Genomic DNA, 23,644 nt, shown 5'->3' with positions numbered 1-23,644 from the left:
GCTCCGAGGGTCGGCACCGCCGGGAATGGCAATGTTTCACGTGAAACATTGCTTATTCCGCACCGAAAACGAGCTCGTCGTTTTTATAGGTCCGGTAAGTGGCAGGCATGCCTGGGCGGTAAGCCAGCTCGATTGCGTTGGTGAAGTTGAGCACGTGCAAATCTGCTGCCGCACCGGGGACCAAGCTTCCGCGGCCGGGGCGGCCCTGTGCATCTTCCCCACCTTTGACCGGTTGGCGACGCAGTGCTTTTGCACCGCCCAAGGTTGCGGCTTCGATAGCCTCATCCAAACTGAGGTCTTGCTGCAGCACCGCCGTGGTGACGCAGAAATTCATTGACGAGGTGTACGACGTGCCAGGGTTCAGGTTCGAGGCAATCGCAACGGTGGCTCCGGCATCCAGCAATTTCCGAGCTGGGGCGAGATCTTGTTTCGTCGACAAGTCACAGGCCGGCAACACCGTAGCGACGGTCTCGCTGCCGGCTAGTGCTTGGATATCGTCGTCGGAAAGATAGTTCACGTGGTCCACCGACGCCGCACCGAGCTCAACGGCTAGGCGTACACCGGGGCCCTGCTGCAGCTGATTGCCGTGCACGCGTGGAAGCAGACCCCGCTTCTTACCGGCCTCGAGTACCTTGCGCGATTGTTCCTCGTTAAACGCGCCGGTCTCGCAGAAAACGTCGATCCAGCCAGCGTGCGGCTCTACGGCGTCCAACATCGGGCCGACGACTTCTTGCAGGTATTCGTCGGCATCTGCCCCCGGAGGAACCAGGTGTGCGCCCAGAAAAGTCACGTCGTCGACGCCCTTGCTGGCTACTTCGGCTGCCAAAGCTTCGGATTCCGTGTTCAGACCGTAGCCGGTCTTGGTTTCGATGGTGGTTGTGCCACCCGCGTGACAACCAGCGATGCGTTCTTGCAACAACTGTTCCAAACGCTCACGCCCAGCACTGCGTGTGGCTTCCATGGTGGTGGCGATCCCCCCGGCCGAATAGGATTCGCCTGCCATGCGGGCTTCGAACTCCTCGGCGCGGTTGCCATCGAAAATCATGTGCGTGTGTGAATCCACCCAACCTGGCAGTACTGCACGGCCGCCCAGGTCGATCTTTTTCTCTACGGCCTCGGAGAGGTCCTGTGGCAGGTCATTCAACGCGCCAACCCAGGTGATGACGCCATCACCGTCGGCGAGCAGCGCGCCGTCTTTAATGGTGCCCGCTTCCGAGACCGTGCGTAGTTCGCTGATGTTGTGGAAAAGTGTGCTCATGATGCCTTTCGAATGGTGATATCTCGCGTGCGTGGAGATGCCTGTTTATGTGCAAGCCCTCATGGGTGCTGCCTTCGTGGGCGCTGCCTTCGTTGGTACTGTCGCCGGTGGGTTCTCGGCCCTGTTCTGCTGGGCCGGTGCTCCCCTGCTAGCGCCCTTACGCTAACGCTTTTCCGCTAACGTTTTTCTGCCAGCTCCTTATACCAGCGTCTAATCCAGCGCGCCGACGACGCCTTCGACGCTGGCAACGAGTGCTCCACTGGCAACCAGCTTGTGGGCGTACGCAATTTCTGGAGCCAGGAAGCGGTCGGTGGCAGGCGCTGCTACCCCTTCGCGGAGCAAAGCAACGGCGGCTGTGGTGCCCGGGGCGGATTCGGTCTCAGCATCACGGCAGCGCATGGTAATCGCGCGGGCGGCGGTGAGATATTCAATGGCCAAGACTCGCTGCAGGCCGTCGACGGCGGTGCGAAGCTTGCGGCCAGCGGACCATCCCATGGACACGTGATCTTCTTGCATCGCGGACGACGGAATGGAATCTACCGAGGCCGGATTTGCGGCCCGTTTCAGCTCTGAGACAATTCCGGCTTGGGTGTATTGCGCGATCATGTGGCCGGAGTCGACACCAGGGTCGTCGGCAAGAAACGCTGGCAAGCCCCGGTTGCGTGCAGTATCCAAGAAGCGGTCGGTGCGACGCTCAGAAATCGAGGCTAGGTCCGCCGCGACGATTGCCAAAAAGTCCAGTACATAAGCTACTGGTGCACCGTGGAAATTGCCGTTGGAGCGTACTTCCCCATCGATGACGACTGGGTTGTCGACGGCTGCTGCGAGCTCGCGCTCAGCGACGGTAATGGCGTGGGTGATGGTATCGCGGAAACCGCCGCTGACCTGCGGTGAGCAACGCACTGAATACGCATCCTGGACTTGGGTTTGCCGGAAGTCTTCTTGCGCGGCCGCCAGCAATGGCGAGTCGGCTGCGACGGTGCGGATATTGCGTGCCGACGATGCCTCGCCTGGGTGCGGGCGTAGTTTTTGCAGTTTATCGTCGAACACACTCAGGGTGCCGTGTAGGCCTTCTACGGTCATTGCCGTGGAAATATCGGCGACCTTCGCCAGATCCTGTAGATCGTGGATGGCCAAGCACAGCATGCCGAGCATGCCGTCGGTGCCGTTGATCAACGCCAGACCTTCTTTTTCTTCCAACTCGAGTGGGGTGATGCCGGCGTCGGCAAGCGCACTAGCGGCAGGCACCGGTTTTTCGGAGCCAGGAACGCGCACCTCCCCCTCCCCTAGTAATGCCAGTGCGCAATGCGACAGCGGCGCGAGATCGCCGGAACATCCGAGTGAGCCGTACTCGTACACCACCGGGGTGATGCCCGCGTTGAGAACTGCGGCGTACGTTTCGGCGACGACCGGGCGCACGCCAGTATGTCCAGTGCATAACGTTGACAAGCGAAGCAGCATCAGTGCGCGGATAACCTCTTGTTCTACCTCCGGCCCGGAACCTGCCGCATGCGAACGCACGAGCGAACGCTGTAGCTGGGCACGCATATCGTGCGGGATGTGTCGGCGGGCCAGAGCACCAAATCCGGTGGAGACGCCATAGACCGGGGTTGGTTCATTGGCGAGGTCATCAATGCGCTTGCGGGTGATCGCGATTTGCTCGAGGGAATCCGCAGAAATTTCCACCGCTGCCCCACCGCGTGCGACTGCGACTACGTCCGCAATACTTAATGCGCCGGTGCCTACCGTGATGGTGCGTTTGGCATCGGGGCTACCGTTGGAGGTTCCTGTGTTCATTGTGACTCCTTGTTAGTTGGGTTTTGATGCTTGGCGGTTTTGTCTGGGTTTGCTTAATGTTGGTGCGGTTTAATCGCTTAAGCGTGGGCGTAATTTTATTGTGTACTACAGCACTATTTTAGTGGGTGTCCAACGTACCCGCTAAGTTGTTTGTCTTGGATACCAGACTTCTGAAATTTGTGCAGGGCACTACCTAGCTGCCATTATAAATTCGTCACTGTGATGAAAACACGTTATTGTTTCTACCAAGCCCGGAGAGACCGAAAACAAACTGATTAGACTAGCTGGCATGAGTAAATTTACTTGGAGTGGACGCGTTGATGGACCTGGCCCAGAACATGCCCGTTGGCATTCGGTGATCGATGCAGACTTCACCCTTGGTGACGCAGCGGAGGCCCAACCGGGTGCTGTGTTGCTTGGCTTTGCCTCTGATGAAGGAGTTCGTCGCAATGGTGGCCGACAGGGTGCCGCGGCCGGCCCGGATGAGCTTCGCCGGGCATTGGGCGGATTGGCCATCCACGATGATTTCCCCCGCTACGATGCGGGAACAGTCCGCTATGAAGGCCAAGATTTAGAATCCGGGCAAGAAGAACTTTCGCAATGGGTCGCCGCGGTCGTGCGCGCAGGACACTTGCCGGTAATTTTGGGTGGAGGGCATGAAACCTCATTTGCTTCCCACCGTGGTTTGGTGCGCGGATTAAAAAATGAAAATTCTGCTTCACTGGAATCGCTCGGAATTTTTAATTTAGATGCCCATTTTGATTTGCGTGAGGCAGAAGAACCGACCTCAGGAACTCCATTCCGGCAAATTTCTGAAATCGACGGTAAAGATTTCAATTATGTTGTTTGGGGTATTTCAGCCGCGAACAATACTCGCGTGTTATTTGCAGCCGCAGAGCGGCTTGGCGTGAGCTATTTACTTGATGAAGATCTGGCCCGGCTAACCGTGCAGGAAGTCACCGAGATTGCAATAAAAGAATCTGAAAATTTTAAAAACATACATATTAGTATTGACTTAGATGTACTTCCGGCATCGGTGGCACCGGGTGTATCTGCCCCGGCTGCTCTTGGCGTGGAAGCGTTGAAAATTCATGCGATGGTACTGGCTTTGGCGCAAACCGGAAAGCTTCGTCTCGTGGACGTAGTTGAGCTGAATCCAAAGTATGATGTAGATGCACGGACAGCCAAGCTGGCGGCCCGCATGATTCACGACATCATCGCCGAACACGGCGCAGCCCACAAATAAACCGCAAAACTAGCGGTGGCTATTACTATCTAGGCCCAACGTGTTAAAACTAACACCATGAATGCAGTGATTATTGCCGTGGTGGTCATGCTGGGTCTGGCCGTCGCCCGCGTCCACGTGGTACTTGCGCTCCTTATCGGCGCGATTGTTGGCGGTCTGGTTGGCGGCTTAGGTATCGGTGGTGCCTTCGCAGCTTTCCAGGATGGTATTGGCAATGGTGCGTCCATTGCGCTGAATTATGCCCTGCTGGGTGCTTTCGCTCTCGCGGTCGCGAATGCGGGACTCCCCCGCTTGCTAGCCGAATCCATCATTAATCGGATTGACGCAGACAATGCAGAAAATAATGAGCAAACCAAAGAAAAAGCCGTAGCCGTCGCCAAGTGGCTTACGGTCGCAGGTTTGCTGCTCATGGCGGTCATGTCGCAGAACCTGGTGCCAGTGCACATCGCGTTCATTCCGTTGATTGTGCCTCCGCTGCTTTCCGTTCTCAATAAAATGCAGGTGGACCGCCGACTGATCACCTGTGTGCTGACTTTTGGCCTGGTTACCACCTATTTCTTCATTCCGGTTGGTTTCGGCAATATTTATATGAATGACATTCTCCGCAGCAATATCGTGGATGCGGGAATGCCCGAAGCTAATAATGTTTCCGTGATGCAGGCCATGGCGATCCCTGCCCTCGGCATGCTCACTGGTGTTCTGTTTGCAGTTTTTGTCAGCTACCGCAAAAAACGTACTTATCAAGAAATCCCAATCTCGAAGGACGCAGCCAAAGCCGTCGAGATTTCGCGTTATCGCATCACTATTTCCATCGTCGCACTGATCGCCACCTTCGGCGTGCAGATTGTGCTGCAATACTTAGATTCCGATGCTGATAGCTTGCTGGCTGGTGCCCTCGCTGGCTTGGTAATCATGCTGGCCTTCGGTGGTGTGGAATGGAAACAATCCGACGATATCTACACCGAAGGTATGCGCATGATGGCGTTGATTGGTTTCATCATGATCACCGCGCAAGGCTTTGCTTCGGTTATGGCTGCTACGGGACACGTGGAGACCCTCGTCGAGTCCACCGCTGCTGCTTTCGACGGTAATCGTGCGCTGGCTTCGCTGGCGATGCTGCTGGTCGGCCTTATCGTCACAATGGGTATCGGATCATCCTTTTCGACGTTGCCGATCATCTCCACCATCTACGTCCCTCTGTGTATCTCTCTGGGCTTCTCCCCGCTGGCCACCGTCGCTCTGGTGGGTACTGCAGGTGCGCTGGGTGATGCGGGCTCCCCGGCCTCGGATTCCACGCTGGGGCCAACTTCTGGCCTGAACGTCGACGGCCAGCACGACCACATCCGCGATTCTGTGATCCCGACGTTCCTGCACTTCAACATCCCACTGATCGCTTTTGGCTGGGCGGCCACGATGCTGCTGTAGGTGAGTGGGCGTAGGTGAGTGACTGTAGGTGAGTGAACTGCCCGCTAGAACTTACTGCGCCACGGGTTTTTGCTTGCAATGAGAAATTTTTCGATATCTCGCGGTTGCGCCTGTAGTGTCGGGTCAAAATCCAGATAAGCCTTCGTTTCGCGGGCGACGAGGCCAGAAAGAATGAGTAAGCCAATCAGGTTTGGTATTGCCATCAACCCGTTGGCGATATCCGCGAAGGTCCAGGCCAGGCTGATTTCTGTAGTTGCGCCAATGTAGATAACGCAGGTAAACACCATGCGGTAGGGAATTGAGGCCCAGGCACCGAAGGCACGTTCGGCGCTGCGCTCTCCGTAATAGGACCAGCCAAGAATCGTCGAGAATGCGAAAAATACCACTGACAAAGAAACGATAGTGCCGCCCCAATCAGAGCCAATACCTTCGCTGAAGGCCGCGGCGGTCATGTTGGCGGCATTATTCTGACCGGCTTCCCACACCCCAGTGGTCACGATGACTAGCCCAGTCATGGTGACCACCACGATCGTGTCGATGAAGGTTTGCGTCATGGAAACCAAACCCTGGCGCACCGGGTGGGTGGTTTTGGCAGCCGCGGCTGCAATCGCGGCCGAACCCATGCCGGATTCATTCGAGAAGATACCGCGGGCGACACCCATCTGCATTGCCAGGATTATTCCCGCCCCGAGGAATCCGCCGGTGGCAGAGGTACCAGTGAACGCGTCGTTAAAGATCATGGCGAAAGCTGCAGGAATTTCGCTGGCGTGCATGACCAGCACAATGATCCCGCCGGTGAGGTAAATAATGATCATCAGTGGGACAAAAGCTGAGGTGACTTTGCCGATAGAGCCGATTCCGCCGAGTAGCACCGCGCCGATGAGTACGAACATGATGACGCCGGTGACTGTTGGGCTCACAGCAAAGGTGTTTTCCAAACCTGCGGCAACGGCATTGCCTTGCGTGAGGTTTCCGATACCGAATGATGCGATGATTGCGGAAATCGTGAAGAACCACGCGAGGAATTTACCCAGTCTGCCGGGGATGCCCTGGGAAAGATAACGTTGGGGCCCGCCCGAGACTTTGCCGTGCGCATCGGCTACGCGAAAACGCACCCCCAGGAATGCTTCTGAGTATTTCGAGGCCATACCAAGCAGCCCGGTGATCCACATCCAGAACAGAGCGCCCGGCCCGCCGATGGAAATCGCTGTGGCCACACCGACGATGTTGCCCACACCGACGGTGGCGGCGAGGGCAGTGGTCAGCGCTTGGTATTGGGTGATGTCACCTGCGCCATCCGCGTCATTACCGTCAATGAAGCCGTGGCGCAGCGCCACTCCGAGTTTGCGGAACTGCACACCGCGCAGGCGGATCGTGAGCCACAAGCCGGTGAACAACAGCAGGGGAATGAGGAACCACTGGCTCCAAATAAACTTGTCAATGCCGTCCAGAATGTTCTGGAGCGAATCTGCGAATGAATCGTCTGCCATAAACTACAGAGAATACGCACAGCCCCCTATTTACTTCTCTGCTGGGTTGCTACGCTTTAGGTTGCAGCTATTATCTCAAGTAGAAAGCGTAGCCTAATCATGGTTGACCCAACGGTGTCCTCCAGTCCTGCCTCCGGTGGGCGTTCTTCTGTGCAATCTGAATCATCTGCTTCTCACCTGCGATCTGGAGCTGAGCCACACCCACATGCTGCGCTCCAGCTGCAAGGTTTGGGTAAGTCCTACGGCGACAAGGTCGTCGTGCGGGATATTAACCTTCGGGTTCCGCGCGGTAGCTTTTACGGCCTCGTCGGCCCGAATGGCTCGGGTAAAACTACCACCGTGTTGATGGCTACTGGCCTGCTGCGCCCCGATACCGGCACCGCGTTGGTGTGCGGGCATAACGTGTGGGGTAGTACGGCGGAGGCCAATGCTGCGAAAGCCGCTTACGGGCTGCTTGCCGACGGCTTGCCCGTTTTTGATCGTCTATCCGGACAGGAATACTTGCATTACCTGGGCCTTTTGCGCGGCATCGATGAGCCCACGGTGGCGCAGCGCTCTCGTGAGTTGCTGGATGCGTTGGACCTGGCTGATTCTTCCAGCAAGTTGATCGTCGATTATTCCGCAGGCATGACCAAAAAGATCCTGCTGGCCGGGGCACTGTTGCACCGCCCGGACATTCTGATTCTCGACGAGCCTTTTGAAGCCGTTGATCCGGTTTCTGCGACCACCATCCGGGAGATTTTGCAAGCCTATGTTGCCAGCTCCGGCACGGTGATTATGTCTTCGCACGTGATGGAAACCGTGGAAGCGTTGTGTGATCACGTCGCGGTGATCGGCAAGAACCAGGTGCTTGCCGACGGCACGTTGGATGAGGTGCGTGCTGGTTCTAGCTTGAGCGAGCGTTTTGTGGAACTGGTCGGTGGGCGTCATCTGGCGGAAGGTTCACTGGAATGGCTGGCTGGCGCGGGACAGAAGAGCTCTAGTGCCGACGACGCCTCCGATAGCAATAAGGGGGCGCAGCAGTGACCCGCACAGCACCAAGGACCAACACAGCAGCGACGCAGACAGCAGCGCAACCGTCGCTACGAGTATTTACTAGCTTGCACTGGAAGTTGTGGAAGCGGCATTTCAGTACGAATACTTCGCAAATTTTCATCGCCATAATAGTCGCGTTCTATTCCTTCATTGGGCTGGTTGGCCTCGGCGCACTTACGCTGCTGGGAGCCTCTGTTGGTGATTTCATGCCCATGATCTATAGCCTGGCGGCGGGCACGGTGGGCTACTGGCTGGCAGCGTTGTTTATGCCGGCCGGAGAGAACCAAGTTGATCCTGCACGTCTGGCGGTGCTGCCGCTCACGGAAGCAGTGATGTTACGGGGTGCGGCGGCGACCTCACTGTTGACGGTACGGGGCGTGCTGGCGATATTTAACTCATTGGTGATGATCGTGCTTGGTGCCGTCGGTTTGGTGCAGCACGGCAGTGGGTGGGGCATTGCGGTGTGGATACCGGCTGTGCTGGTTTCACTGGTGATTACGGTTGCTGGTGGGGAAGCCTTGGCGAGGTTGCTGGGAAGTGTAGGAAACCGCAAGAACAGTGAGAAAGCTGCGATGGCTAGCGCCCTGGGCTTCATCGTGGTGGTCTTCGGTTTCAACTTTGTTGTCAACGGCAGTTCGGAATTTTCGCTGCCGTGGGATACTTTGCTGGCACTTGTAGCATGGACGCCGTTCGGTGCGGCACCAGGTGCGGCTGTCGCAGTGCTGCAGGCTCACTGGATAACCGCGCTGGTCCAGACAGCGATTTCGGCGGCGACGGTCGTAGTGGCGTGGCGCGTATGGCACTGGGTGCTGCGACGTAATGCGCAGACCGTGACCGGCGATTCCGGGGCGGCAGCCACCGGTTCTGCAGCGGGAAGCGTGTTATTGCCGGGGGTGCGGGCGTCGGCAAGCGGGGCAGTGTTCTCCCTGACATTGCGGTATTGGCGTCGTGATATTCGCTTTACCTACAGCCTGCTAGTCATGCCATTGTTTTTGGTGATGATGCTGGGCATGGCTGCGGGTGATGGTCAGTCTGGTATGGCCTATGTGGCGGTGCTGTTTTTCGTATTGTTTGCTGCCGGTATGACCTCGAATGCGTTGGGCTATGACGGGCCATCGAACTGGGTGCACATGAGCGCTGGGCTGGCGCCGCGCACGTTATTGTGGGCACGCACGCAGGCGGTGTTGCTGCTTACTTTGCCGACTTTGGTGATTTACCTGGTGGTTTTGGCGATGCTGGGTACCGAGCTGATCACTGTGGTGGTGCTCGCGGTGATCGCGGGCTCGGCGGTGTTGCTGAATGCGGGGTTGGCGGCACTGTTGGCAGTGTGGAATCCGTTTCAGGTTTCCGCGCCGGGCACCAACCCGATGAAGGATAAATCGGGTTTTTCCGTTGGAGCGCTGATCATGATGCTCGTATCTGTGTTGTTGGTGTGGCTGCCGCTCGCGCCGGGGATCATCATGATGATTGTTGGCATGAACCGCGATGACGGTGGTGTCACACGGCTGTCCGGCTTGCCGACGTTGTTCTGGGCTGGGGTTGTTCTGAGTGTGCTTGTTGCGCTGGTGGGGCTTTGGCTGGGGCATGCTGCGGCCGCGAAACGCTTGGAAAAGCGGTGGCCGGAAATCTTTGCCAAGGTGCGGAATTTTTATTAAAACTGTGCGGGTGTAGCAGTTTTCTACAGCACAGCAGCTTTCTACAGCACGATTTTATTTTGAGATGACCGGGCTGATCACGGTGGTGATGGGCCCGGTTTTGTTTTGCCGCATGTCGTGGCTTTTTGCTGGGGGCATGCACAGGTTTTTAGTGGTGAATGAGCATGGTTTAAGCAGGAAAACCAGCCTTGTTGCAACCTATTTTCAGGTAGGTTATTTTTAACTAAACTCATTGGGAATGGGTTTCAATAAGAAAGGTTTTATTAGTGAAAACTTCAGATTTCTCGCGTGCCGACGTGCGCGCTCAGGGGCGACGTCTTACGGTGCCTGGATCGCGTCGTTCGCGGATCCGTATCGCGGTGGCAGTAACCGCGGCGTTGAGCACCGCGTTTGCTGGTCTCCCTGCTGCTCAGGCGGGCCCTGATGATGGCAAACTCATTTTGACCGAACGCCACATTGATTCGCCTTATGTGGTGAGTAAAGATGGGCAGTTTGATGCGCGTACTAAATACAATCAGATTGTCGATGGTGACTATGAGGCCACAACCGCAGCTTTTGCTGATTCTGCCCTGTGGATTGGTAAAGGTTGGGATGATGAAGCGAAAACCAAGCCGAAATATCAAATTACGTTGCCCGATAACGGCGATTTTGCTTTTATTGGCGAGCCTGGCGAGACCTACGTGCAAGCACCCAGTGGTGCAACCGGCAGCAACCACAAGCCGATTTGGTACGGGTTTGGTGCTGAGAGTGGCCTCGACGTCAGCAACGTGCAAAATGGTCGGGTCGCGCTGGATTTGATCGGCATCGACGGCCCTGGGGATATGGAACAGTACAATTACAACCCCAACGACGTTTTCAATCTTGCACGCGTGGTTGGCACAACGCAATCCTCTTCGCATTCTATCTCGATTAAACCTGCTGAGCACACGCACTTAAACACACTGTTTACTAAGCCGGGCCGGTACGAGTTGACCTATCGTGTGAGCTCGCGTACCAACGACGGCAAATTTATCACTTCAGAACCACGCACCCAGGTAATTCAGGTTGGTGGACAGCGGCCACTGGATACTCCAACCGAGTCATTGGAAGATCGTTTTAAAAAAGCTCCACAAGGAGATGCTGCGGCAGCAAATTACCGGCTTACGATTGCTCCGAAATCCGAGCCGAAGGCGGGTGGGGACGACAAACTTTCGACGATCACCTTCGATGCGGGTAAGGAAGGCCTGAATGGTACCGTCACTTTGTTCGTCGACGGATATTTCTTAACGGACCTTGCCGTGGAAAACGGCAAAGCAACCTGGGATGAGCTGTTGAGCCCGAAGCAGTCGAATATTCAGGCTGTTTTCACCCCGGATACTGTGGCCACTGGTGAATCCACTGTTCAGGGCGCTGGTGAGGGCGCTGCGGCTGCTGCAGGAGCGGCTCCGCGGTGGATTTCTGCACCGCTACCGTATTCTGCTGGCGAGTCGAAAGAAACCACCAGTGCACAGCATGCGGATGCTTTGCCGAAGGGTGATAATGAGCGGGATCTGCGAACTCCAGAACCGGGTACCCAGTTGACCAGCAAAGATGTTGACGTACGTTATGTCTCCGGTGATGGGCTAACCGACACGTATTACGTAGAAGCCAAGGACCCGACTTTCCAAGGTGCGTTTACTGGTGGAGTCTATAGCACGATGAAAGATACGGAAGGTGGTTATGCTGACTTACCATTAGAAGGCGCTATCGTTAATGGCAAAGGCTTTGTGACGATCGATAAGACGTATGCACCACGTGAAGGCGTGCTGTTCATGAACGTTATTCCACACCCTGGTTATGGGCTAGCTAATGCTCGCGGGGCAATTACTGAAAAGTTTATCCGCGGCAACTCTTACGAAGGTACCGTGCACTTTGGTGAATCCCCCGGAGTACCGGAAAGCGTTCCAGGTGCTTCCGATGATGCTGGACAGCAGCCTCCCGCAGACAAGCCATCTGAAGCTCCAAACTCCCCGGAGAGCTCTGAGAATCCAGGAGTGCCAGAAGGTCAGACTCCTTCACAGCAAGGGCGCGGGGTGTGCGTCGGCAAGAAATTATTGGACCGGGGACATGTTGATATCTTGGCGAAGCACAACGCCGATGGGTTTGATATTAGTCTGAAAGATGATACCCGCCTGATTGACAAGAAGAGCGTGGAGCGTGCGCTGAACGAGGTTGCTTTGGTGGTGGGTGATAATACCAAGGAGACTCGACGGGCAGCCCACCAGGGTGCGGAGTTTGACTTCCTCGGCAAGCAGGATGACGGTTTTTACCATTTGCCACAAACACAGCGTCCCGGTGTGATTTGGCCAGGTTATAACACTGAAGCGATTGATTTTAACAAGATTGATGGGGACGTCTCGCTCAATCTACAGCCGCGTGATGTGCCGGAAGGCGCAACCTGGGGAACATTTATCGACGGACGATTGGGAGAGGCGCCAACGGTCTTGTCTGATTCAACCAAAAATGATCACTCTATTGAATCGACGTTTGCCTCACACACTCACATTCACTGGGGCTTTTCCAAGCCGGGTGTCTATATCTTCGATGCTAATTACAGTGCGAAAGGTAAAGACGGCCATGAGATGAAGTCCGAAAGCCAAGAGTTTGTCATTACGGTAGGTAAGGATGCAAAGGAGGCCTGCACCGCACCAAAACCAGGGGCAGGGCAGGAGCCTAACCAGCCGGAAGTTCCGGGCAATCCAGACGCTCCGAAACAACCAGAAGAGTCCATTAAGCCGGAAGCTCCGAAAGATCCGGAGACTCCGAAAGATCCGAAGCCGAGCCAGCCGGAAAAGCCGCAACCACCAAAGCAACCGGAAACCCCGAAGAAACCAGAGAAGCCGGAAGCTCCGAAGAAGCCGGGCAACCAATCCAAGCCAGGCGGTTGGTCACCGCAAAACTTCTTCTCGAATTTCAACCCAGTGCACCTGCTAGCACCAGTGTTGGGCATTGTGTTCATCGCGCGGATGGTTGCGCTGTTCTTCGAATTGCAGCCGCAGGTTGCAAACTTCTTTGCACAGGGCATCCCAGGGCTTCCGAAGTGGGGAAAGTAGAGAAGAGCTGAAACGATTTCTCCACGTATTGGGCCTTTCTTCATAATTTCTGTATGACACACGGCAACCTTAAGCCTTGTTGCAAACTGCTTTCAGTTACGGTATTTTGACACCACTCCTGAAAAGCGGATTCATTTTTAATAAAGAAAGGCTTATGAGTCATGGCCCCACAGCTTCGTCGCTCGCGTGCGACAGGGCGGCGTAGTAGCAATATCCGATTAGCAGTTGCAGTTACCGCGGCCCTCAGCACTACTTTTGTTGGGTTGCCAGCAGCAACCGCTGGTCCAGACGACGGCAAAAAGATTCTCACTAAAGAGCACATTGATGCGCCGTATACCGTGCGGGATGAAGCCGGGGTGTTTGACCTGTACGCACATAATAACGAGGGTGCGCACAAGTTCTCGGAGTCTGCGGTATGGATTGGAAAAGGCTATAACAGTGACGGCGCTGATAAGAAGCAGCAATACCAGTTCACGGTGACTGATAATGAGCGCCTGAGCTATTTAGGCACGCCAGGCGACACCTACGTGTATTCGCCAGAAACGCCATTGGGAGGCCGACAAGACCCAGCATGGCTTGGTTATGGTGCAGAAAAAGACTTAAACGTCGACGATATGCTGAACGGCCGGGTATCGCTGGATCTTTTGTCGGTGGATGGCCCAGGCGAGGTAGAGCAACTGCAGTACCGGTCTGGGCAAGCGATCGACGTGCTGCGTCTTTTGGGTACTAGCGCATCGTCGCCACGTTCCATTTCGATTGAGCCCGGCGAGCACAACCACATCGGAACCGTATTTACTAAACCCGGACGATATGAGCTGAAGTTTCAAACCAGCGGTCTGCGCAAAGACGGCACTTATGTGGCCTCCGAACCACGAACTATGGTGATTCAGGCGGGCGGCCAGCAGCCGAAATCAGAGGCCACGAAGCCTTTACAGGAACGCTACAATCAGACGCGCACAGCAAATCTTGCAGAGGCCAATTATCGTTTAAGCGTTGCGAAAAAAGCGGACCCGACCGTCGACGGTGACGATAAACTTTCCACCATCTCGTTCGATGCCGGAAACCCGGAGCTTTCTGGCACCGTGACGTTATTTGTCGACGGATACTTTTTGACCGACCTTGAGGTTGAAAACGGTAAAGCCTCCTGGGATGAATTGTTGAGCGCCCAAGAATCCAATATCCAAGCGGTGTTTACCCCGGATGATGAAACTTCTGCGCACTGGATTTCTGCACCGTTAGCATATTCCGCAGGCCAGGCTGGGGTAGAAACCACCTCGGAAAATCATGCGGAGCAACTGCCCAAGGGCAATAACCTACGGACCTTCAACTTCCCGGCACCGAATACTGCGGTCACGAATGATGAGGTCACGGTGAAATACGTCCCCGGGGCTAATGGGGTCGGAGAAATCGTCGTCGAGGCGAAAGACCCGAAACTACAGGGGCTGATTACGGGTGGAATTTATGAAAATGAAGGTTGGTTAGAAAAAGGTACCGCAGACCGGGAATTGGCGGGCACCTTTCAGGACGGCAAAGGAACGCTCCGGTTTGGAGAAGAGTACCTACCGGAGAATGCGCTCCTAAAAATCGATGTGATTCCACATGCTGGATTTGGCCGTAAGGCTGCATCCGGAATTGTCACAGACAAATTCAACGCTGGAACTAGCGCCGAGGCGACCTTCCGCTTGGGTGAGATCGATGGCTCGCTAGAGCCTGAGCTGCAAAGACCAGGACAAACTGGCCAAGGTGATAGCGGTACCGAAAACTCGGGTGCACAAAACCCAGGCGCAGAACAGCAGGAACCGCCAAAGAACCACGAGCAGCAGGGCAGTGATGAGCAGGCTGGGCACCCAGTTTGTGAGGACAAGGTCCTTCTCAACCGCGGCCACGTCGACATTCTGGGTAAGCGCACTAAAGATGGTCTTGATATTGCGTTGAAAGACGATACGCGGCTGGCCGCAGATAAATCTGTGGAACGTTCCTTGGAGGATGTCGCTTTTGTTATCCGGGACAATGCGCAACGGAAGCGCCCGGAGCAATTGAGCGACGAAAAGTATAACTTCATTGGCGAGAAAGGCAGTGAGTTTTACTATTTGCCGCAGGCTCAGGACAAAGCCGTCTTGTGGCCGGGGTACAACACCGAAGCTATTCCGGTACAGAACGAATTCGACGGCCCAGTATCTCTGAACCTAGTTCCACGTGAAACACCGGAAAACTCCAGCTGGGGTGTGTTCATCGATAAGGGGTCTTTCGGAGGCGATCATGAGATTCTTGCCGACTCCACCAAACAGGATTATTCGATTGAATCTCATTACTCGGCGCACACCCATGTGCACTGGGCTTTCTCTCATCCGGGAATCTACACCTTTGACGCCAGTTACAGCGGCAAGACGAAAGATGGCACAGAATTGAAGTCTGATAGCCACGAGCTCGTCGTCACCGTTGGGGAAGAGGCATTGGAGACGTGCAAGACCGCTCCGGCACCGAAGCCTGATCAACCGGACCAGCCTGCTCAACCGAATCAGCCGAGCAACCCGAATCAGCCGAGCAAACCAAATCCGCCAAGCCAGCCAGGCACCCCAGGCAAACCTGAAACCCCAGAAAAACCCGAGAAGCCAGGTGCCCCGGAAAGCGGCAAGAAGCCAGAATCTCCGAAGGATCCAGACAAGCAGTCCACACCAGGCAGCTCGTCACCAAAGGGCTTCTTCTCTAACTTCAATCCGGTTCACTTGCTAGCACCAGTTCTGGGCATTGTGTTCATTGCCCGCATGGTCGCTCTGTTGGCGGAATTGCAACCGCAAATCGCCAACTTCTTTACTTCAAAAATGCCAAATTTTCCCGGAAAGTAATCCTTCATGACCGCACTGAAAATCCAGTCACCTAGGCAGGACGTGGCTCGACCAGCGTCGGCACGACCGGTCTCATCGCAGCCGGTACAAAAAGCCACCGCGTTGCTTGCTGCCTTGGTGCTGTGTTGGGTAGCCGCGTTTGCTCCACGCGCCATGGCCCAAACTTTTGACCGTGGGCACGTTGACGTCTTCTACGTGACCTCACATGGTGGCGAACTCTCGTTGTCGATGAAAGAAGACATCACTGGTGGCGGAGTACAACGACCTGGCGACGACGTCGTCCTGCACGTCAGCCATGCTGCCTGGTCGGAAGCTACCGCAGGTGTCGATGGCATCGGCCAAGCGACGTACTTCCTGCCACAGTCACAAAACCATGAGGTGATCTGGCCGGGCTGGGATACCCAGCCGGTTGCAGCCGACGGCTACCAATCCATCGATTTCAACTTCCAAGAGGTTTCCGGCCCCGGCGAAGTCTATATTTTCGAAACCGAAGGTTTCGGTGGTATCAAATCTGTCACCGATGATGGCTCATATAACCTGCGTACCGGTTCTGTGATCAACCAGCCATACCCAGCGCATAAGCACATCAACTGGGCATTCACCCACCCGGGTACCTACCAGATGACGGTGTATGCCAGTGCCAATGGGCAATCCAGTAACGCGGTGACTTATACCTGGCAGGTTGGCGGGGAATCCGGCGATGCACCAGCGCCTGCTGCACCCAGTGGAGGCCAAGCAGGTGGCCATGGTGGTGGACACAACAGCGGGGCAGGCCACGCAGGCAACCACCCTGCAGTTCCAGCTCCGCAGGGTGGCGGGGGAACTGCCCCAGGCCCACGTGCTGGTGGGGCACGCCCAGGCCCAGCACCGAAGGCAGCGCCACCGGCTGGATCATCCGGCGGTTCGTCGTCGGCAAGCAATTCCGGTGCCGGAAACGCACAATGCACCCCGGGCCTACAGCCGCAGATCAAAGATGACACCACCAGCCCAGCACAATGGCGTCCTGCACAAGGCGCGACGTTCTACTTGTCGTCGAATGCCGAGGTAAACCTACCCAGCAACGTGGGCACGGTGCCACAGGGTAAAGCTTGGATGATCGGAGCCACGCAGGTTGCCGGTGTTCCGTGGCTGGGTGCCAATACGCAACACGAATCGATGCACGAACACCTGGCATCCAGCGTGCGCTGGGATATTACTGGGTTTAGCGGACCAGGCCCAATGACCGTGTACTCACAAGGCCAATTGGGGCAGATCGTAGGTGAAGAATGGTTCCGCGCGGCTGGTGGCGGATACCAGGGCAGCAAAGCCATCCCGCGCAACACGCACGTGCACCCGAACTGGGTTTTCGGCGCGCCGGGGCATTACCAGGTCAACATCACCCAGTCCGCGCAACTGAACAACGGCAAAAAAGTTTCTGGCAACGCGACGATCAACTTCGTGGTTGGGGGCAACAACCCTGGCGGAGCTTTTAGTGACGGCCACTTCGACCTGGGTGCGGTAGTGAACCCAGAAGGTGGCGAATGTGCCGGCGGTGGAGTTGCCGGTGGAGGAGCAGCCGGCGCTGCCGGTGGTGCAGGTGGAGACGCGGCTGCTGGCCAGGGGCTCAGCGAAGAAGAACTCGCCGCGCAGGGCTTGGCAGCCGACGGCACTCCGCTAGCAGCCGGTGGTTTTGGTGCCGGATTCGCCGGGCAGGATTCAAAATTGTTTAATATCGCTGCGATCGTGCTTGGTCTGGGGCTATTGTTCCTTGGCATCGCGGCAGCACATTATGCCGTGAAAAAGGCTAAATCTGCAGAAAACTCTGCAGAAAACACCGACGACCCCGGTGATGGTTCTGGAGGGCCTGGAACGGATGGTCCGAAACCACCGCAATCACCACAGCCACCACAAGCACCGCAGACCGCGATGATCCCGCAGGTGTAGTACCGCAAACCAGCTTGTAGAAAGATTGAGTATGAAACACCGCCGCACCTCCATATCCGCGCAGCGCACTGGCGTTGCGCGGTGGTCTGGTAGCAAAAAACTGGGCTTGGGCTTGGCTGCAGCTTTGGCGATCACGGTGACTGCAGGTGGTGCCTATGCTTTCAGCGGGGCAAACGAGACTACGCGCACGGTGGGCGCAGCGCAGAATGAACCGCACCAGCACCGCCTGCAGGTTGTGGCCACCACGCCTATTCTCGCGGACCTGGTTTCGCACGTCGCTGGCGAGGACGCACAGGTAACCACATTGATTCCGGCAGGCAAAGACCCGCACGATTTCGAACCGACCTTGCGCACTGTACGTGAGGTCGCCTACGCGGATCTGGCCTTTGCCAATGGTCTGTTGCTGGAGCCACCTGCGCTCGCGGAGACGCTACGGCAATCCACTTCGGGGGAAGTCGTCGAAGTGGCTGACCTTTCGCCGTCCTACGGTGCAGAGTTGATCCCGTTGGTGGAAAACGTGGCCCTGGATGCGGTTTGGTTGGGTTTGCGCGTCCAAGGCGCGGAGCAATCTAACTCAGTGAAATTCCGCATGACTGATGCCCAGGGCCCAGGCGATGTAGCCGCCTATATCGTTTCGACGTTCGGCACCCCGGAACAGATCTTCCCGTCGGATTCCGGCATTGATCTTCCCGCAAATGCCCACACGCACGTGTCCTGGGCATTTAGCGAACCCGGTACCTACAAGCTTAGTTTCGCGGCCCAAGGGCAGCCGGGTACCGAGGCAACACAGGAACAAACCATCACTGTTGCCGTCGGCGTAAACCCGGAAGAAGGCGCCCACGTTATCGATTCCGGTCACGTCGATATCACCGCAGATCTAGCGAACGGCACCATCAGTTTAAAAGACCACGACGCCCACTTTGATCCGGAAACCACCGTGCTCGCGATCCCGTCGTCGACGCTGCAAGCCATTCCCCCGGACCCGGCCTATCGCTTCCTGGGCCGGCCAGGCGCAGAAACCTACTTGCTGCCGCAAGCAGTGCTGGGCAAACACCTCCACGGTGAAATTGACCCCCATCTCTGGCACAACACCCGCAATGCTCGAGCTTACGTCGAGGTTATTGCAGAAAAACTGGCACAAGCCGACCCGTCGAACGGCCACCGCTACCAGCAGCGCGCCGAGGAATATAACCACCAGGTCCAGCTTGTCGACGAGCAACTGCACGCAGCCTACGACGCCATCCCGGAACACCGTCGCCACCTGGTCACTACGCACCATGGCTACACCTACCTTGAGCAGGGCTACGGCATTAATATCGCAGGTTTTGTTACCCCAAATGCCTCGATCGAGCCTTCCCCACGCGATGTCATTGCTCTGCAACGCACGCTGGACAACTTGGATATTCCGGCGGTATTCGTCGAGCCGAACTCTGCTGCCTCCACTTCTACATTGGAAGAAACCGCGCGCCGGGCTGGGGCACAGGTGTGCACGATCTACGGTGACACCTTGGACAAGGACGTGCCGACGTATTTAGATCTGATGCGTTTTAACGCGAATGAAATCAACCGATGTTTGGCCAACAACCCGCCCCAACCAACCCCTCACACCAGTACAGATTCGAAATAACGAAAAGGAACTCTCATGTCACAGAAAACTTCGATGCAAACTTCCCGCAAAGCCGCACTGCGCGCTCGTGCTTTTGGCGTAGCACTCGCTGCAGCCACCAGTATCGCTACTGGGTTTTTCCCGGCGACCCAACCAGCAGCAACAGCGCAGGGAAGCGATCTCTCGCAGGTGGTGAGCGGCGATGAAGCAATCGCTCCGGAAGGCGAAAAAGTGGTCATCGAATCCGGGCACGTTGATATCGGTGCGATGGTGATCGACGGCGAATTAGAAATTTTTGCCCGCGATGATCGGAACCATCCACCAGTGTGGCGACACTTAGACGACATTGTCTTCCAGCTGCGCGAAAACTCGGTGCAGACTCTGCCCGATAACGATGATTTCTCTTTCGTCGGCGCCGGTGCGAATGAACCAGCTTATGTGGTGCCACAAACTGAAATCGTGGATGTGCCGTGGTTGGGTTGGAATACCCAGTCCCCAGCTCTGACAGATAACGTACAAAACGGTGTGACCATGGATTTTGCGGGACATTCCGGTCCGGGTGAATTTGCATTATTCCTACAAAACGGTGGTTTCGAAGCCCCCGATGTGCTCTGGTCGACGGCTGCTGGCAAAGCTGACGACTTTTTTGTAGAACTACACACCCACACCCACGCGAACTGGACGTTTACTGCCCCAGGTGTGCATCAAATTGGTCTGCAGATTTCTGCTACTACTAACGATGGCCAAGAACTTTCTGCACAAGAAGCCGTGACCTTCGCGGTTGGCGAAGGGACCGACCCTGCCGAGGCACACAATGCAGTCTTTGACTGGGAAAATGCCTCCACCGGCTCTGGTGGCTTCCACATTTCTTGGTTGCTGGTCGGTGGCATCGGCATCGTAGTTGTGCTGGTAGCAGTTGGCGTCATTAGTCGCGGAAAGAAGAAATAAACATGCACCCGCTTATTTCCGTCGACAAGCTGCAAGTTTTCCTGGGCGGGCGCCAGGTAATTAGCGATGCCGCAATCGAGATCGCCTCCGGTGAATTCATCGGCCTGCTCGGGCCAAATGGTGCAGGAAAAACCACGTTTATGCGTTCCATTTTGGGGTTGGTCCCGGTGAAATCTGGGAATGTGCAGGTTAATGCTTCGATTGGCTATGTGCCGCAGCGGCACGACGTCGCCTGGGAGTTTCCCTGGAACGTTCGCAAAACTGTGCTTTCTGGGCGCACCGGTTTGATCGGTTGGTTCCGTCGTCCAGGCGCTGAGGATCACGATGCAGTGGAAGCTGCACTTGAGCTGACGAACTTGCAGGATCTAGCTCAGCGACCAATTGCGGAGCTTTCCGGTGGGCAGCGGCAGCGCGTGTTGTTGGCGCGCGCTTTGGCTACCCGCCCGGAGGTGTTGTTTTTGGATGAACCATTCACGGGGCTGGATGCGCCGAATACGGAGGGGCTATTGGAGTTGTTTGAGCACTTGAGTTCACAGGGCACGAGCATCGTGATGTCCAGCCACAATCTGGCTGAAGCCGTGCACACCTGCCACCGCGTGGTGCTGTTTAACAAGGGGATTATGGCCGACGGGCCTGCCGACGAGATCCGCGCGAACCCGCAGATCTGGTCCGAGACCTTCTCGGTTGCGCCGAGTTCGCCACTGCTCTCTGCGATTGGGGTGGGGGCTAATGCCTAATTCTGTGATTTCCTTTCCGGAGTTCCTGATGGATCTCGCGAACCCACAGCTGGATTTTCTGGCGCGTGCAGTGGCGATTTCCGTGATTGCTGCGATTACCTGCGCCGTCGTTGGCTGCTATGTCGTGTTGCGCGGTATGGCCTTTATCGGTGATGCGGTGTCCCATGCTGTGTTTCCGGGCCTGACCATCGCGTTCGCCCTGCAGGTTTCCGTACTGCTGGGTGGTGCGGTGGCCGGTGCGGTGGTTGCGATCCTGATTGCGTTGTTCTCGCAGCGGCAAAACGTCCGCGAGGATTCCGTGATTGGTATTTTCTTCGCTGCTTCCTTCGCGGTGGGCATGGTGATCATCTCCCGAACCGAAGGGTATACCGCCTCGCTGAGCAGCTTCCTCTTCGGCTCGCTCACTGGTGTTTCCAGCACTGATGTGTGGTTAGCCCTGGCGGTATCCGTACTGGTCTTGGCGACGATCGTCGTCATTGGCCCACAATTGAACGTGACCTGCCTGGACCGCGAAACCGCGCGTGCCATGAACATTCCGGTGCTGCTGATGGACATCGTGCTCTACCTGGCTGTCACCGCGGCGGTAGTGATCTCGGTGGGTACCGTCGGTAACATCCTGGTGCTCGCGCTGCTGATCGCGCCACCGGCCACCGCCCGCCTGATCACCGCAAACTTGACCACGATGATGGTGCTTTCGGCAACCTTCGGCGCGCTGGGAAGCTTCTTTGGGCTTTATATTGCCTGGGCATTCGATCTTCCGGCTGGCGCCAGCATCGTGCTGCTGCTTTCGGTCTGGTTCTTGGTGGTTTGGGCATTGATGCCGTCGATAAGAACCCTGCAGACCAGCAGAGCAGCGCGGGTGAGCAGACAGACAGCCAGCTAAAACGACTAATCAACATGAATAGCCAACCAGCTAGCTAAACCAGTCAGCTAATTCACAAAAATTAAAAATTACGAAATTTTATTTCTAACTTCCTTGGGAGGAACCATGAAATCCACGAACAGTGTGCACCGTATTCGCCGTTCGCGCAGCCCGCGCCGGTTCTCGAAGACATCTTTGAGCTTGGGTTTGACCATCGGCTTGGCGACGGCTGGCCTGGGCGCTGGAATGTTGGCGCCGTCGGCAAGCGCGCAAATCCACGAAATCTGCACCGCGTCGGAAGGTTGGACGCCGGATCACAAGATCACGCACGGCCACCAGGACATGACGGTTCTTTCGGGAAACGGATTAGAACCTGCACTGATTGATGATTCCTCCGGCGAGTCGTTGTCCTATGGGTCTGGGCGCAGCGTAGTTGAGGTCTCCAATGACCAGCATGTGAAACTCGATGCTCTGGGCATCAGCGGGCTTCCCGACGAAGGCTGGTACCTGCCACAAACGCAGTTACCCAACGTTCCATGGCTTGGTTTTTCCACGATGTATCTGGGCGACCACCTGGTGGAAGGTGAATCAGTGTCGATGAACCTGAACCTGAAGCAGGGCCCTGGTCGGATGATTGGTTGGCTTCCGGAAGGTTTCGGCAGCAACAAAATTGTGCTGGATTCCGACGATGCGGACGACGCCTGGCCGATCCCGTATAACACGCACGTGCACACCGGATTCGTGTTTGAAAAAGCCGGTGTGTATGAGGTGGGATTTGAATTCAAGTTGCCACGCGGCGGAACTAAGACCTTGGACGTGATGTTCCTGGTCGGTGACTACGACTGTGCTGATCGCGGATCAACGAGCACCGGCACTAATTCTGGTTCGAAGAGCAAGGGTACCAGCGGGAAACCTAAAACCTTTGGTGACCACTTAACCGCGATGGAAAAAGAAATCAGCCAGACGGAAAAGGCGATCTCGGGCATTGAGAAGTCGGTGCGTAAACTCGTTGCGCCTTTCACCAAGGAAGACGACAAGAAAGCGCCGAAGCCGAATGCTTCCGGGAAGCCAGGCGCGCCGGGTGCACCGGGAGCGCCAAACGCTGGTAATAAACCAGCTCCAGCGAAACCAGGTCAGCCGGGTGCTAACGGGGACGCTAAACCGGCCCCAGCCGGTGGGGGACCGAAGCCAGCTCAGGCTGCACCGAACGCTGGTGGAGGAGCAGCCCCAGCACCTGCTCCTGCACCGCGTAGTGGTGGGGCGAACACTGGTGGTTCGAGTGCCGCAATAGTTCCTGCCAAGGCTCCAGCCCCGGCACCAAGTGCTGGTGGTTCCGGGGCAGCTCCGGGCCTGGAAGCAGCTCCGGTAGAAGGTGCTGAAGGCGCAAACCTATCAGGTGTCGATGGTCAGGGTGATGCATTCGCCAGTGCTGATGGTGCTGCACAGCGTGGTGCCACGAGCGCGAACTACAAGCCGACCTCGTCGTCGATGAGCTTCTTCTCCGGCCTGATTCTTGGTTTGGGGGTATTCGCCTTCGCGTTGGGCATCGGTATTTATGTTGTGATGTGGCAGCGTTCCCGCAACAAATAAGTTGTTGGGAGGCGAGTAGCTTGCTGGGCCCGGAAGTAACCGGTGGGAGCACAAAGATTCCTGTCTAAACCCGAGGCCTAAACCTGGGAGCTAAATCAGGGATCTAAACCAGAGGTGTAAATTAAACCCACCCTGCGGCGCGCTATTTTACAAAA

General features: G+C 56.3%; 15 protein-coding genes. 12 read left to right on the top strand and 3 right to left on the bottom strand.

Annotation, left to right across the window (positions count from 1 at the left end; translation table 11 throughout):
- Positions 1–52: 52 nt before the first annotated feature.
- The gene (gene hutI, locus O146_RS0107955; protein WP_027018143.1) at positions 53–1,258 is read right to left on the bottom strand and encodes an imidazolonepropionase; all 1,206 of its coding nucleotides are present in this window, start codon (positions 1,256–1,258) and stop codon (positions 53–55) included.
- A 210-nt stretch (positions 1,259–1,468) separates the two neighbouring features.
- The gene (hutH, locus tag O146_RS0107950; protein ID WP_051619349.1) at positions 1,469–3,055 is read right to left on the bottom strand and encodes a histidine ammonia-lyase; all 1,587 of its coding nucleotides are present in this window, start codon (positions 3,053–3,055) and stop codon (positions 1,469–1,471) included.
- A 289-nt stretch (positions 3,056–3,344) separates the two neighbouring features.
- Between hutH and hutG the strand changes: the two genes are divergently transcribed.
- The gene (gene hutG / locus O146_RS0107945) at positions 3,345–4,301 is read left to right on the top strand and encodes a formimidoylglutamase (RefSeq protein ID WP_027018141.1); all 957 of its coding nucleotides are present in this window, start codon (positions 3,345–3,347) and stop codon (positions 4,299–4,301) included.
- Positions 4,302–4,358: 57 nt separating this feature from the next.
- Positions 4,359–5,726, top strand: a complete 1,368-nt coding sequence (locus O146_RS0107940; RefSeq protein ID WP_023018676.1) for a Na+/H+ antiporter family protein — start codon at positions 4,359–4,361, stop codon at positions 5,724–5,726.
- Between the two features lie 44 nt (positions 5,727–5,770).
- Here the strand turns inward: O146_RS0107940 and O146_RS0107935 are convergent, their stop codons facing one another.
- Entirely contained in the window at positions 5,771–7,216 is a 1,446-nt protein-coding gene (locus O146_RS0107935; protein ID WP_027018140.1) for an alanine/glycine:cation symporter family protein, read from the bottom strand.
- Between the two features lie 99 nt (positions 7,217–7,315).
- Between O146_RS0107935 and O146_RS11555 the strand changes: the two genes are divergently transcribed.
- The 10 genes from O146_RS11555 (at position 7,316) to O146_RS0107885 (ending at position 23,489) form a co-directional block, all read left to right on the top strand.
- Positions 7,316–8,242, top strand: coding sequence for an ABC transporter ATP-binding protein (locus O146_RS11555; protein WP_021353350.1), 927 nt, complete (start codon positions 7,316–7,318; stop codon positions 8,240–8,242).
- Positions 8,239–9,906: a hypothetical protein gene (locus O146_RS0107925; RefSeq protein WP_027018139.1), complete on the top strand. Its 1,668-nt coding sequence runs from the start codon at positions 8,239–8,241 to the stop codon at positions 9,904–9,906. The genes O146_RS11555 and O146_RS0107925 overlap by 4 nt, the downstream gene beginning before the upstream one ends.
- 266 nt (positions 9,907–10,172) lie before the next feature.
- Complete coding sequence (locus O146_RS11550) at positions 10,173–12,977, top strand: choice-of-anchor M domain-containing protein (protein ID WP_051619348.1); 2,805 nt, start codon at positions 10,173–10,175, stop codon at positions 12,975–12,977.
- 161 nt (positions 12,978–13,138) lie between these two features.
- Positions 13,139–15,823 (top strand): choice-of-anchor M domain-containing protein, encoded by a 2,685-nt coding sequence (locus tag O146_RS11545; RefSeq protein WP_027018138.1) that lies wholly within the window; start codon positions 13,139–13,141, stop codon positions 15,821–15,823.
- Positions 15,824–15,829: 6 nt separating this feature from the next.
- Complete coding sequence (locus O146_RS0107910) at positions 15,830–17,746, top strand: TIGR03773 family transporter-associated surface protein (RefSeq protein ID WP_081820614.1); 1,917 nt, start codon at positions 15,830–15,832, stop codon at positions 17,744–17,746.
- A 31-nt stretch (positions 17,747–17,777) separates the two neighbouring features.
- Positions 17,778–19,373 carry an anchored repeat ABC transporter, substrate-binding protein gene (locus O146_RS11540; protein ID WP_021353345.1) on the top strand — a complete coding sequence of 532 codons (1,596 nt, stop codon included), beginning with the start codon at positions 17,778–17,780 and terminating at the stop codon, positions 19,371–19,373.
- A 15-nt stretch (positions 19,374–19,388) separates the two neighbouring features.
- Entirely contained in the window at positions 19,389–20,300 is a 912-nt protein-coding gene (locus O146_RS0107900) for a choice-of-anchor M domain-containing protein (RefSeq protein ID WP_081820613.1), read from the top strand.
- Between the two features lie 2 nt (positions 20,301–20,302).
- Positions 20,303–21,037 (top strand): anchored repeat-type ABC transporter ATP-binding subunit, encoded by a 735-nt coding sequence (locus tag O146_RS0107895; RefSeq protein ID WP_027018135.1) that lies wholly within the window; start codon positions 20,303–20,305, stop codon positions 21,035–21,037.
- A complete protein-coding gene (locus O146_RS0107890; protein ID WP_021353342.1) occupies positions 21,030–21,920 on the top strand; it encodes an anchored repeat-type ABC transporter permease subunit in 891 nt (296 codons plus the stop codon). The genes O146_RS0107895 and O146_RS0107890 overlap by 8 nt, the downstream gene beginning before the upstream one ends.
- A 105-nt stretch (positions 21,921–22,025) precedes the next feature.
- Positions 22,026–23,489 carry a choice-of-anchor M domain-containing protein gene (locus tag O146_RS0107885; RefSeq protein ID WP_027018134.1) on the top strand — a complete coding sequence of 488 codons (1,464 nt, stop codon included), beginning with the start codon at positions 22,026–22,028 and terminating at the stop codon, positions 23,487–23,489.
- Positions 23,490–23,644 lie beyond the last annotated feature (155 nt).

This window comes from Corynebacterium pseudodiphtheriticum DSM 44287, assembly GCF_000688415.1.
Lineage (GTDB): Bacteria > Actinomycetota > Actinomycetes > Mycobacteriales > Mycobacteriaceae > Corynebacterium > Corynebacterium pseudodiphtheriticum.
This window is presented reverse-complemented; position numbering and strand designations above follow the sequence as displayed.